8 protein-coding genes are annotated in these 14,199 nt (G+C 37.5%); 3 read left to right on the top strand and 5 right to left on the bottom strand.

The features are described from left to right. Window positions 1-58: 58 nt before the first annotated feature. The 5 genes from FJR11_RS06135 to FJR11_RS06115 all read right to left on the bottom strand — a co-directional run bounded on the left by FJR11_RS06135 (window position 59) and on the right by FJR11_RS06115 (window position 10,460). Entirely contained in the window at window positions 59-1,264 is a 1,206-nt protein-coding gene (locus tag FJR11_RS06135; RefSeq protein WP_168502823.1) for an EAL domain-containing response regulator, read from the bottom strand. A 129-nt stretch (window positions 1,265-1,393) separates the two neighbouring features. After that, window positions 1,394-4,984 carry a PAS domain S-box protein gene (locus FJR11_RS06130; protein WP_168502822.1) on the bottom strand — a complete coding sequence of 1,197 codons (3,591 nt, stop codon included), beginning with the start codon at window positions 4,982-4,984 and terminating at the stop codon, window positions 1,394-1,396. A gap of 187 nt (window positions 4,985-5,171) precedes the next feature. After that, the gene (locus tag FJR11_RS06125; protein ID WP_371417466.1) at window positions 5,172-8,066 is read right to left on the bottom strand and encodes a family 10 glycosylhydrolase; all 2,895 of its coding nucleotides are present in this window, start codon (window positions 8,064-8,066) and stop codon (window positions 5,172-5,174) included. 60 nt (window positions 8,067-8,126) lie between these two features. After that, complete coding sequence (locus FJR11_RS06120) at window positions 8,127-9,452, bottom strand: TIGR03279 family radical SAM protein (RefSeq protein WP_168502821.1); 1,326 nt, start codon at window positions 9,450-9,452, stop codon at window positions 8,127-8,129. Between the two features lie 87 nt (window positions 9,453-9,539). Then, window positions 9,540-10,460: an undecaprenyl-diphosphate phosphatase gene (locus FJR11_RS06115; protein ID WP_168502820.1), complete on the bottom strand. Its 921-nt coding sequence runs from the start codon at window positions 10,458-10,460 to the stop codon at window positions 9,540-9,542. Window positions 10,461-10,645: 185 nt separating this feature from the next. On the opposite strand from FJR11_RS06115, the gene FJR11_RS06110 reads away from it, so the two are divergent. The 3 genes from FJR11_RS06110 (at window position 10,646) to nadB (ending at window position 14,024) form a co-directional block, all read left to right on the top strand. Then, window positions 10,646-11,377 carry a DUF3120 domain-containing protein gene (locus tag FJR11_RS06110; RefSeq protein ID WP_168502819.1) on the top strand — a complete coding sequence of 244 codons (732 nt, stop codon included), beginning with the start codon at window positions 10,646-10,648 and terminating at the stop codon, window positions 11,375-11,377. Window positions 11,378-11,685: 308 nt separating this feature from the next. Then, entirely contained in the window at window positions 11,686-12,114 is a 429-nt protein-coding gene (gene psbU / locus FJR11_RS06105) for a photosystem II complex extrinsic protein PsbU (protein WP_168502818.1), read from the top strand. Between the two features lie 236 nt (window positions 12,115-12,350). Beyond that, the gene (gene nadB, locus FJR11_RS06100) at window positions 12,351-14,024 is read left to right on the top strand and encodes an L-aspartate oxidase (RefSeq protein ID WP_168502866.1); all 1,674 of its coding nucleotides are present in this window, start codon (window positions 12,351-12,353) and stop codon (window positions 14,022-14,024) included. The last annotated feature ends 175 nt before the right edge of the window (window positions 14,025-14,199 follow it).

The following is a 14,199-nucleotide window of genomic DNA, read 5'->3' as shown; positions in this document are numbered from 1 at the left end:
TTAGATTTTGGATTTTGGATTTTAGATTCTTCTGCCCTATTACCTATTACCTATTCCCCTAAATAGACAAAGATTTATTAGTTAATAACAGCTTTTGAAATTCTAAAGCGGGTAATGCTGGACTACAGATAAAGCCTTGGATAGCATCGCATTTATTTTCCCGTAAAAATGCTAGTTCTGATTCAGTTTCTACCCCTTCAGCAATAATTTTTAGATTTAGATCATGTCCTAAACGAATTAAGTTTTTTGTAATTGCTGCTTTGCGGTAATCATCATTAATATTTTGGATAAAATCACGGTCAATTTTGAGCGTATCCATTGGTAATTGTTTGAGAGTCATCAATGAATTATTACTAACTCCAAAATCATCAATAGCAATTTTTACCCCTAGAGAGCGCAGTTTATTCATGGCAACTATTGCCACATCCACATCTTCCATAATCATTCTTTCTGTTAGTTCAATCTCCAGAAAATTTGATTGAATGTTATTGTTAGATATCAAGTGAATAATTTTGGGAATTAAATCTGATTGATTAAATTCAATTGCTGATAAATTAACCGCTATGGTTAAGTTATGAATGCCAATATTTTCCCAAATTTGCATCTGATTGCAAACTGTAGTTAAAACCCATCTACCAATATCAATAATTAATCCATTAGTTTCAGCTAAAGGAATAAATTCTTGTGGTGATACTTTTCCTAATTCTGGACTTTGCCAACGTAATAAGCTTTCTGCTGCTGTAATTCTGCCAGTATTAATATCAGTAATTGGTTGATAATGAACCTCAAAACCTTCAAAATTTTCTTCTTTAATTACTTGTTGTAAATTCCTTAATACTATGTGCATTCTCGGTGTTAATTTATTAGCACCAGACAACAAGTGTTTCTTTAGATTTGAATATTTTTCCAATTTATTGAGGATAGCACTCAATAATTCAGACCTGGTAAATGGTTTAGTGAGATAATCATCTGCTCCCATATTCATCCCTTGACGAAAATCAGATTTAGCCGATTTAGCAGTCAAAAAAATGAAAGGAATAGTTGCTGTTGATGGCTCTTGACGCAATGCTGTTAATACACCATAGCCATCTAATTCTGGCATCATCATATCACACAAAATTAAATCTGGATATTCTGACATGGCCATATTTAAGCCTATTCTACCATTAGCGGCGACCACAGTTTCAAAATTTTCAGCTTCTAATAAATCTAATAGATTCTCCCGCACTGATTCTTCATCTTCAATAACTAGAATTTTCGGCATATTTCACCTTGCTTTTGCGATGATTATTTAACTTAAAGGCGATTTTCAGATACATGAACCACAGTTTTTGTTTCGCGCAGAGGCGCAAAGTAGGAAAGGCGCAAAGGAAGAAAGTAATTAGAGTGTGGTTTAAATAGATGAAAACTGCTGTAAAGGCAGCGTAACAGTGAACTTAGTACCAACATCAACTTGACTAATTAGGGAAATTTCTCCTTGGTAAATATCTACACATTTTTTGACAATGGCTAATCCTAATCCAGTTCCTAAAATATTACCAACATTGCCGGCACGATGAAAAGACTCAAATAATCTAGAAATATCTGCTTCTGGAATCCCAATCCCATGATCTTGAATTTCAAATATTACCTTTCTCTCTTCACAAGTAAGAGTAAACTTAACAAGATCAGAATCAAGTGAATATTTAATAGCATTGGAGAGGAGGTTAATCAGAATATGACTGAGTAATTTGTCATCCATATAGCAGGGAATAGATTCATATTGACAATTAAAATCAATCAATTTGTGATTATTCCCATTTAATTTCAAGTCTTCTAGCAATTGACGGCAGTAAGCGACTAAATCCATAGAAATAGGGTTATACTCTAATTTGCCTACTTCAGCCTTGCCAATTACTAAAATATCATTTAACATTTCAACCATGCGCCCGACAGCAGTTTGAATCCGACGGAGATGAGTAAGTTGTTTTTCCTCACTCCAACGGTGACGGTAGTTTTCCAACAACTCAGCAGAAGAGAGGATGGTACTCAAGGGGGTGCGAAATTCATGGGAAGTCATGGAGATAAAACGGGATTTTAATTCATTTAGTTCTTTTTCCTTCTCAAGTGATATTATTAATTCTTGTTCTAATTGTTTACGATTTGTAATATCAGCCCAATAACCCACAATTTCTATGGGATTGGCAACTTGATCTAATACTACTTTACCTTGATCATATACCCAACGGTAAATACTATCTTGGTGTAAAAAGCGATATTCTAAAATGTACTCTCCTTGCTTTTGGATTGCTGCTGATATCTCAGTAATTACATATTGTGCATCTTCTGGATGAATATGGGTATACCAAAAATTAGAGTGGGTGACAAATTCTCTAGCTTCATAACCCATAATAGATTTAACATTTTCACTCATAAAGGTAGCACCGTAATCATCACCAGCTTTGCGGGTATAGATCACAGCGGGGCTGGAATAGAGTAAGTATTGCAACCGTTGTTGACTGACCAGTAATGCTGTTTCCGCTTGTTTACGTTCAGTGATATCAGTTTGAATACCAATATAGTGAGTAATATTACCAAAATAATCATAAACAGGAGAAATATTTAATTCATGCCAAAATAAGCTACCATCTTGATGTAAATTACGTAAAATTACTGTGCAGTCTTGTCCTGTTGCCATAGCAGCAGTGAGTTGTGCTAATTCAGATTTATTGATTTGAATATTAGTTAATAAAGGAAAACTTTGACCAATTATACCTGCGGATAAGTAGCCTGTCATCTTTTCAAAAGCAGGATTCACATAAATAATAGGTTTATTAGCAGTAGTTACATCAGCAATAACAATACCATTACTATTAGCAGCAATGGCTCGATTACTCAAGCGTAAATCTTCTTCTATAATTTTTTGTTGAGTAATATCTGTATATATATTCACAAGATATACGATTTCATTTGTAGGATCTTTAATAGCATCTGTGCGTAAATCAACTTGCACAGTATGATCATTAAGAGTTTTCATAGTTACTTCACCCCGCCAAGATTCACCTTTTTGGACAGTTGTAAATACTGTTTCAAATACTTTCTTAACTTTAAAATTAGCTGATAAACCACCTTGTTCATTTAATTGAGTAAATGTGTAATTAAATATTTCTGTAAAAGCAGGATTAACATAAATTACTTGTCCATGAATATCAGCAATACTGATAGCATCACTGGTACTTTCTATAGCTTTTTGTAATCGCAGTAAAGATTTTTCTGTTAATTTACGTTCTGTAATATTGCGGGTCACTTTCGAGAAACCGCGTAAATTGCCAGTTTCATCATACAAAGCTGTTAAAATACAATTTGCCCAAAACTGAGAATTATCCTTACGAACAAAAATACTTTCACATTCATAGCGTCCCTCCGCTGCTGCTATATTCAATTGTTGAATTGGTAGAGAATTAATAATATCTTCTGAAGGGAAAAAACAAGAGAAATCTTCACCAATAATTTCTGCTGCTGTATAACCAGTAATATATTCTGCCCCAGAATTCCAACTCATCACCCGTCCTTGAGGATCGAGCATATAAATGGCATAGTCGGCAACACTTTCAATTAATGAACGGAAATATTCTTCACTTTCCCTCAGAGAAATTTCGGTTTGTTTACGCTGAATACCCAAGGCTATTTCATCAGCTATAATAGACAAAAAATTAAAAGTAGATTCGTCAATTGTTTGACAGCAAAACATGGAGATTACCCCAATTACTTCACCTTCAAGAATTAAGGGATAACCAACAAAAGCCACCATTCCTTCTCTTTTTACCCATTCTTGATCACTAATTTGAGGATGATCTTCGATGAAATTAATCAGACAAGGTTGACCTTTTTGAGCAATCAAACCAATTTTTAAATGGCCTAAAGGTATCCGACTATGGGGTCCATTAATATGGGTGTACATTCCGGAACTGACTTGCAATTCTAGGACATTATTTTCTTTATTCAATATCCAGATGCGAGCAAAAGCAACATCAAGATGTTGAACTAAAGTATCTGTACAACCTTTCAGCATGGTTTCTAAGGTTTCTGCCTGGGTTAAAATAGCATCTATATCAGCTTGAAAATCTGCTAACCGCAACCTTTCTGCTAAGGCTTCCTCAACTTGTTTATGGTCACTAATATCAGTAATAGTACCTACATAACCAATGATTTTGCCGTTATCTCCTATTTCTGGTACTGTCTGACCCAGAACCCAAGTTACTTCTCTATCACAACCTTGAAATCGGTATTTAGAACGAAATGGCAGCTTTTGTTTGAGTGCATGACACCATTCAGCCTCAATTCGTTCTCTGTCTTCTGGGTGAATAGTATTGATCCAACTCATACTTACAGCCGTTTCTCGGTTGATACCAGCGATTTTGCACCACCGATCATTAACATAATGGCAATTACCTAAAGCATCTGTATGAAATATACCTACAGGTGAAATGGCGGCGATGGTTTCATAGCGACGTTGATTATCTCGCAGAGAAGTTTCTGCTAATACCCGGTCATGAATATCTGTATTTGTCCCCAGCCAATTGACAATTTTATTGTAACTGTGCCAAGGCTCGGCTCGTCCTAAATACCACCGATAGGTTTGGGAAGCTTTCTCATAGAGACGAAGTTCAATTTCGTAATTTGTGCCTGTGACTAAAGCATAATTCCAAGCAATTAGAGTTTTTGATACATCTTCGGGATGTACCATTTCCAACCATCGCCAGCCCAAAATTTCCGCTACTGTACAGGAAAAGTAACTTAAAGTGGGTGGATTAACATACTCAATACTGCCGTCAGCAGCGGCAATCCAGACTTGTTGGGGGATAGATTCGGCGAGTTGGCGAAAGCGTTGTTCACTACCTTGGGAAACATCCGCATTAATGAACCAAGGTATGAATTTAGGTATAGATAATTTCCGCTGATATTTCTTGATCAGGGCTTGGAAATAACTTAAAATCATTGTCATACATAAAATTAACAATTCAAAATCGACTAACAGTGCAAATCAGTATTAGTAAATATTTTGGCTGATATAATAAAAGCACTAAATCTATATTATAAGAAAATAGGCTAAAAACCCCAGAATTGACATCTAAAAATCCCTTTGGCTGACCCTCCCCGAACGCCCAAAATTTTTTAGGTTTCCACTTAGTCTACCGACGCAGATTTAATCTTCTTTCCCCATAACGGATAAGTCGTTCTATAGTCAAAAGACGATTTTCCCATACTGTAACTTGATAGGAATTGGCTTGATTTTCTATTTGCATCCATTTAGAAAATTGAGACTGGAAACGGTTGAGGGCTTTTCTAGCTGTAATTAAATTAATGGCAGAAGGTACAGCAGCCAGTTGATTTAAGGCATCTTGTAATTCCTTAGTTAGCTGATTAAACTCAGAATTGCTCATTGCAGACATGGATAATTGACCATTTTTTTGTAACACTTGCCATTCTCTTTGTAAAGCTGCATAACGAAATGCCGCAGTCCGAAAAGGTTGACGCTGGGGTATGGGTTCATTTTTAATCCCTTGGGTATTACTAAATATTTGTTCTAGTTCATTATTAAAATTTTCCGCTGCAAACAACGCATAACCACTAACCGGCAAGTCTCGAATTAATTGCAGTTGATCAAATGCACCTATAGTTGGTAAAGACAGTAAGCGAATTCCGGGAACTAACAAGGTAGCACCTAATTTTGTGGAAGTAATCCACGGTTTGGCTAATCGTTGAAACCGAGGTGTATCTAAAGCATAGGTCATAGGCACAATTAAATCTATATCTCCTCTTCTTGCCCACACTTCCCAATGTTGTTGAATCTTTTGGATTCGTTCATATTCTGGTAAGGGAAAAACAGCTACTGACAAAATTAAATTTTTCCGCTTTTGTCGTAATGTTTGTGATAGTTCAGCGACAAATTTATCAACCTGTTGGGTGCGGAATGCTGTCCATTTTTGCCATAAATCCCGCTGACTGGGGGAGATATCTAAGGGATCTATGCCAGTCTGCTGTTGAAATTGTTCTCTTGCGGCTTTACCATAGCCATAGGTGCGACCAACAAAGGGGTCTTGAAAGGGATAACGAATATAATCTAAATGGATACCATCTACTTGATAGTTAGTGACAATTTCTGTATATAGTTTGATTAAATATTCTCGCACTTGGGGATTAGCTGGATCTAAAAAAGGTTTAGTTTGTCCAATGGGAATAATGTTACCTTTATTGTCATAATTAGCCCAATCGGGATTTGCTGCTAGTACGGGTCCCAAATAATCAGGACTAACATTAATAATTTGATTATGACGGCTATTGCCGGCGGCAAATACCCACACCCAAGCGTGTAACTCCATCCCCCGTGCATGGGCTAATTTGACAGCGGTTGCGAGGGGGTCCCAGTCACGAATGAGGGGGTTTTGTTGCGGTGCTACCTGACTGGGATAAATGGGATAACTAGCGTTGATAGTTTCTAAAAAAATGGTATTAATTCCAGCTTGTGCCAGTCTATCAAAAATCTTGGCTAATTCTGCTTCATTGCCAGCTTTAACAATAGTTCCCCTATCTAACCAAACTGAACGGATTTCTGGTTGTGCTAATTGTTGATTTATGGGAAACTGTTGCCACAAATCGGCTTTGGTTTGTAACCATATCTGCCGGGCCATGGCATATTTTTTTTGTTCAATTAATAAGGGGAAATTTTTGACTGTTTCTCTAGCCTTTGTTAAAGTTTCTTTTAAATTTGATGCTGGTGCTTCTATATTGGAAGATGCTGTTTTGATCTCTTCTGCTTTTTGAAATGGCGAATTAGTTATACTATTGTTGCTATTTTTGGGAAAATTATGCGCTGATGCTGCTAAATTGGCACTTTCTAATCGGCCAATCAGATTTTCTAACTCTTGTTTTAGGGAAATTGCTTCCTTTGGATCAATTGGCTGATTAGAATTAGGGACAACATCTAAACGGACATTTTGTTCTAGTTGATTGATTGGGTCAATCAAGTTTTGATTTGTGATTTGGGAAACGCTTAATAATCCTTGCTTAATAGGTTTAGATGTAACTGAGGAAATAATATTTGGTTTTTTTAAAGTTTGTTTTCTAGGTTTTTGAGAATGGTTTATTTTGCTAGAACTAGGTTTTTTTAAAGGTTGTTTTCCAGGTTTTTGAGGACGGGTTAGTTTGCCAGAAACAGGTTTTTTAAAAGTTTGTTTTCCAGGTTTTTGAGGACGGGTTAGTTTGCTAGGACTAGGCTTTTTTAAAGGTTCTGATTGAGCAATAACAATTGGTTTTTCAGAAGTTTGCGGTTTTGTGGTTTCCGTGACTATTTCTGGCTGACAATTTGGGGCAGAATTGGGAATCTTACCTTTGCTATTTGGTAATTTCAAATAACGATTGAGAGATGCTTTTAACCAAGCAATATCTAACCCCACAGATGCGACTGTGTCTGTTCCCCAGCGCCAACCTAATAAGGTAGATTTTTCAGTTGTTAATATTGCTGGTGGACGATCTTGGGTTTTCCAAACTACAGGAGTTTGACTGGTAGAATTATTAGGAATAATTACAGCACCGCGAATTACACCAAATAGTTCTGTTTGATTTATCCAATCGGGAATCGTCGTATTTGTAGGTTGCAAAGTTTCAATACTATTTAGGCTAAATCCCCAATAACCTCCCAGCAGTTTGCGTAATAATTGACGGACTCCTGGACTGGATAAATTACCCACTGGGCCACTAGCTATTAAATATCCACCTTGACTTACCCATTGATCTAAAGCGATCGCTTGTTCTGTTGTCAATACCTCGACATTTGGTAAAAATAAAACCCGTGCTTTACCCCAATCAGTTTTATCTTTAACTTGACTCAGGGGAATAACACAATAGTTCACATTTAGTTTCTGTAAGCGGGTGCTAATTCCCTTCCATTGTTCAGGATTATCTTGGCTATTAACTACACTAAATACAGGAGAATTATTCATAGCTTTCGCTGGTAATACCCCCAAAATATTAAACAAGAAAAGGTTAATATTTAAAATAACGAATCCGACTGTCTTTTTATTCATTAGTCAGTTGTTAGTTGTTAGTTATCAGGGAATAGGAAATAATTTTGTAAATCATTAATCCTATCGAAGACAAGTATTTATTAATTCCTCAACTCCCGCTACTGGGAAAATACTGACATTTAATTGTTGAGATACTTCCTCAACTGTCATATCATCCAAAAATACCGACTCCCCATGTTTCAGCATGACACTAGGTAATAAAATTCCCTCTCCTATATCTTGCCCTTTTAAGTGCAAAAGTAAATCATGTCCAGTTAATAAACCAGTAACACTGATACTTTGTCCCCAATAATCGCTACATAAAGCCACCATATTCACTTCTAAACCTGCTACAGTATTTAACTGGTTTACCAGGGGTTGAAATGCTGTTTCCACTGCATTACCGACAACCCAAGTTAATCTGCGTTGGGTTGTAATTTTCGGTGGTAATAACTCGGTTGCAGTTTGGGTAAATTGTTTGATAAATAAGCGAATTGAACCCACACCATTATCAATTTGGGGATATTCTTCATATTCAGCTTCTGTGGGTAATTCTTCCCCTGCTATTAAAAACCATTCATCAGCTAACCACACTACACTAGAAGCATATTTTTGGCGAAATTTCTGAGAAAGTAATTTAACTTGACAAATTACCTCTTGTGCTTTTTCTCTAGTTACAGGTATGAGTTCATCTTCCTGGGGACGAAATCGCGTCAAACCCACTGGGACAACTGCTACTGATGCTACCGTTGGTAATTCTCCAGTATGAAAAGATGTTAAATCCTCTAATGTCCTTTCTAGATGTTCACCATCATTTATACCTGGACACACAACAACTTGAGCATGAATTTGCAATCTTCGCTCTTGAAACCATTTAATTTGTGATAATATTTCCCCACCCCGATTATTTTTTAAAAGTCTAATTCTGACATCTGCTTCCGTAGAATGCACGGAAACATACAGAGGTGATAACCGCATTTGTTCAATTCTTTGCCATTCTTTAGCGGTTAAATTCGTCAAAGTCAGATAAGAACCATACAAAAAGCTTAATCGGTAATCATCATCTTTTAAATATAAGCTAGTCCGTTTTCCCGGTGGTTGTTGATCAATAAAACAAAAGGGACAACGGTTATTACACTGAATTAAACCATCAAATAAAGCCGTAGCAAATTCTAGTCCTAAATCATCATCATAATCTTTTTCAATTTCAACATGATGGGTTTTTCCTGTCGCATCTAAAACTTCTAGTTCCAGAATTTCATCAGCACACAAAAATTGATAATCAATTAAATCACGGGGTTGTGTGCCATTAATAGCCACAATCGCATCACCGACTGCAAAGCCAATTTCGTCCGCAATTGAGTCAGGAAGCACCTTGGTAATTTTAGCAGGTTGAATGGTAATCATAAATTAGGTAACAGAGAACAGGGAGCAGGAATTGGCAGGTTCTAGATTTATTCTGACTCCTGACTCCTGAATTCTTACATAACAGAGTTATCCTTGCCAACCTGCGGCAATGGCTAATAATATGGAAATACCAAAAGCTAATCTATACCAAACAAAAACCAATGTATTTTTTGTTTGCAAGTATTTGATTAAAAAAGCAATTGATAAATAGGAAAAAATAAAGGTGGAAATAATGCCGACAATTAACAGAATTACAATATTATCTGGTAATTCTCCAGATTGAAACATTTTGAAAATTTTTAAACTTTTGTACAAAGTCGCAATCGTCAAAGTGGGAAATCCCAACAAAAAAGAAAATTTCGCGGCTGCTTCTCTTTGTAATCCTAAAAATAAGCCAGTGGTTAAAGTTGAACCGGAACGAGAAACGCCCGGAATTAAAGCTAAAGTTTGTCCTAATCCTACCAAAATACCATCTCGAATTTCCAAGGCATCAAAACCTCGTTTACGAGTCCCAATTTTTTCGGCTAAACCTAGCAACATTGCCATAATAATGGACATTATCGCAATAATTAAGGAACTTTCCGGAATTACGTCTTTTAACAAAAACCCAATAGTTAAAGCCGGGATTGTCCCCACGGCAATACCTACAACAATTTTCCAATCTTCACTTTCCCAGTCTTTAGTTTTAAAAGCTGTAATTGCACCTTTAATTAAACTGGAAATCACAGCCCAAAAATACCACAAAATGGCAATTACACTACCAAATTGAATCGCATCAACAAAATCTTTAGAACCAAGTTCTTTCCAACCAAATACCTTGGTTACAATTATTAAATGTGCTGTACTACTAATTGGTAAAAACTCTGTAATCCCTTGCACAATCCCTAAAATAAATGCCTGGATCACTCCTGGAACCAAATCAACTTGACTAGGTACTCCTACTTGTAAAACTTTTATCCAGTGGTGTGATAATACAATTGTATTATTTAATTCTAAGATGACGGACATTAACTACACTCCTAGTATGGATGAGTAACTTTAGAAAATTATCCAACTTTACTCTGTCTTGGTCAGTCTTTTTAGGCAAAATCCCATAACAAAAAAAATTTGAGTATAATTATGATGCCCCTAGGGGGGATTTTCAATTATGATATTCTGAGATAAGTAAAGTTTAGTAACAAATATTAAAAACTTTGATTAATCATACATTCTCTTCCTATGCAGCTACTAACCCCACGTTAGAGATTGATAACAGCAGCGGAAACGCTCCTTTACAAAATTTAATGTCTTCTCGGCAAAGTTGGCTAATATTTTTATCATCGGTATTTTTAGTATCAGTACCAGTGTTCGTGGAAGCACCATTAGTGAGATCATTTCCCACTCTGAGCGTATTAATGACAGGCTTTTGGGTGTGGCTCAGTATTAGATTAATGTCCCGTCCCCAAACCTATCTTTGGGGAGATATGCTCTTTGGATTTAGCTGGACTTGGTTAACAGGAGCAATTTATTGGGGTTGGTTAAGATATGAACCAATCTGGCATATACCGATAGAAGCATTAGGATTACCCTTTGCTGTGTGGTGTTTAGCGAAAAATTGGGGTAAAGTCGGCAATTGGTTTTATCTAGGTTCTTTACTAGGAACAGTTTTAACCGATATTTATTTTTATTTAGTAGATTTGATGCCCTATTGGCGACAAATTATGAGAACCGATCCCGATGGTGCTTCACAAATCTTACAGAATGCCTTAATACAAGTCCAAACACCCTGGGGAGAAGCCTGGGCAGTCATTCTTGCCCTGATCCTGATGACAGTGGGAACGGGATCATTACTGAATAAACAATCCCATTGGTATGCTTTTGGGGGCGCAGTTTTGAGTACAATTCTAGTAGACAGTCTCTTCTTATTAGCAGCGGCTCTTGCGTGAAATTCCCGTCAATTACGGGAAACATCTAAAAAATGGGCGCAAAAGTGCTATTAGGTGGGGTTTTGGGCAAAAGTCAAATCAAACCACATAGTAGTAAATATTATGGATATTGATACGCTGTATATTAGTTTTTGATGACTGTTGTGCAAGTTCTCAGCTATCAAGGATGAAGCTAAACCATGAAGAAACGAGGATCAAGTTAGAAAAGAAACTGCTCTAACAGCCCCAAACTTCCAGTTTATGCCCTAAAATTCATAGCTTTTGGCTGCAAAATTTTATTGTTTTTTGAAAGAAAGAGGTAAAAAATCGTGAAAGCATTGGTGCGTTTATTCAGTGTGTTTACATTGTTGCTAGGTTGCTGGGGAATGTTGGGAACTACCCAAACAGCCCAAGCTACTGGTTTTAATAGCTTTGTCGGAAATCAAGTTCCCGTTTTAGCGATCGCTCGTCAAAACAAAGCAGATCAAAAGCTGGGAACAGAGTTTGGTAAAAAAATTGATTTGAATAATACCAATATCGCTGCTTTCCAACAGTATCCAGGACTGTATCCTACATTGGCCAAGAAAATTATCGCTAATGCTCCCTACGAAAAAGTAGAAGATGTATTAAATCTGCCAGGATTGAGCGATACTCAAAAAGAACGTTTGCAAGCTAACTTGGTACACTTCACAGTTACAGAATTAGAGCCTAACTTCAACGAAGGTGATGACCGCATTAATAACGGTATTTACAGATAACTAAGGATTGGGGACTGGGGATTGGGGACTGGGGACTGGGGATTGGGGATTGGGGATTGGGGATTGGGGACTGGTGAATTAACAAATATTACCAATTACCAATTACCAATTACCAACGTTTAGATTTTAAATTTTAGATTGAAAATAAAGGTTGTGAAAATGATATTGTTATGGTTTTGCCAAACAAATATCTAAGTCACAAAAATCATCCAAATCACAAAAATCATAGTTATCCCTTGCCTGATATAAATATTCCTAACCAATTTGATGTTTTAGTAGTCGGTGCCGGTGCAGCAGGACTATATACAGCCCTATGTCTACCCGCATCCTTAAAAGTCGGCTTAATTACTAAAGAAACAGTCTCCCTATCTGCCAGTGATTGGGCGCAGGGTGGCATAGCCGCAGCCGTCGCCCCAGAAGATTCACCTAAACTGCATATTGAAGATACATTAAAAGCGGGCGCTGGTTTATGCGACATCGCTGCTGTAAAATTCCTAGCCGAACAAGCCCCTAGCTGTATTCAATCCCTCGTTAACTTAGGGGTAGCTTTTGATCGTCATGATAGCAACTTGGCTTTAACTCTAGAAGCAGCCCATTCTCGTCCTCGCGTGCTTCATGCAGCCGACACCACCGGCAGGGAAGTTACCACCACCCTCACAGATCAAGTCCTGCGTCGTCAGAATATCAAAGTAATTCAGCAAGCTTTAGCTCTGAGTTTATGGATAGAACCCCACACCGGTCAATGTTTGGGAACTAGCCTATTTTATCAAGGTAAAATTACCTGGATTAGAGCTATGGCAGTGATTTTAGCTACAGGTGGCGGTGGTCAAGTATTTGCCCAAACTACTAACCCAGCGGTAAGCACAGGGGATGGTGTGGCCATTGCTTGGCGGGCAGGTGCAATTTTGCGGGATTTAGAATTTGTCCAGTTTCATCCCACAGCCTTGAGTAAACCAGGACGTTTTCTGATTAGTGAGGCTGTGCGTGGAGAAGGGGCGCATTTGGTAGATGACACCGGGCGACGTTTTGCCTTTGATTACCACCCAGCAGGGGAACTAGCACCCCGTGATGTGGTCAGTCGAGCTATTTTCAGTCATTTACAAAAAACGGCTGCTGATATGGCTACAGCGAATGTCTGGTTAGATATGCGACCCATTCCCGCTGACAAAATTCGCCATCGTTTCCCGAATATCATTAATGTTTGTCAACATTGGGGCATTGATGTTTTTACTCAACCCATTCCTGTGTCTCCCGCTGCCCATTATTGGATGGGTGGTATCCTCACAGATGTGATGAATGCCACGAATATTCCCGGTTTATATGCCATTGGGGAAACTGCCAGTACGGGAGTACATGGTGCTAATCGTTTAGCCAGTAATTCCTTGTTGGAATGTATTGTGTTTGGGGCGCAAATGGCTAATGTTGACTATGAAAAATTGCAACTGAGAAAACAGGAATCTGCTAATTTTATTGAACCTGAAAGTTTGGAAGTTAACCCATCTTTAATTGAGTGGGAAAATCAACAAAGACAATTAGCAGAAATTCGTAAAAATTTACCCCGGATAGTTTGGCAAAGTGCGGGTATTTGTCGAGAAAAATCAAGTTTAGAAAATGCTATTTCTCAAGTTGCTTCTTGGCAACAAGAGTTTGCTGCTTTACCTTTAAGTAAATTATTATTGAGTTTACAGCCGACACAATCAGTTAATTTTCATCAACCACAAATTGAAAAGGAATTGCGGCTTTGGGCAGAAACCCGTAATTTATTAGATATTGCGGAATTAATTCTCAAAAGTGCCGCTTTTAGAACTGAAAGCAGAGGTGGACATTACCGTTTAGATTATCCCCAAACAGATCCTAATTGGCAATTTCATACTGTTGTCCAAAATCAAGAATGGGTAATGGGTAAATAAGAGGGTGTTTTAAAAGTTTTCAAGGTATAAATTAACCCCTCTCCAAACCTCTCCCCGACGCGGGGAGAGGCTTTGAAACCCCCCCTTCCCTGGTAGGGAAGGGGGCTGGGGGGTTAGGTTCTTGGAAATTATTGGTTTCATCTAATACTTTATGGCTAACGCCACGCTATGCCTT

The sequence above is a fragment of the Anabaena sp. UHCC 0187 genome (assembly GCF_009712035.1).
In the GTDB taxonomy this organism is placed as follows: Bacteria; Cyanobacteriota; Cyanobacteriia; order Cyanobacteriales; family Nostocaceae; genus Dolichospermum.
Note: the sequence above shows the minus strand (reverse complement) of the source record. Positions and strands in the feature narration are given on the sequence as shown.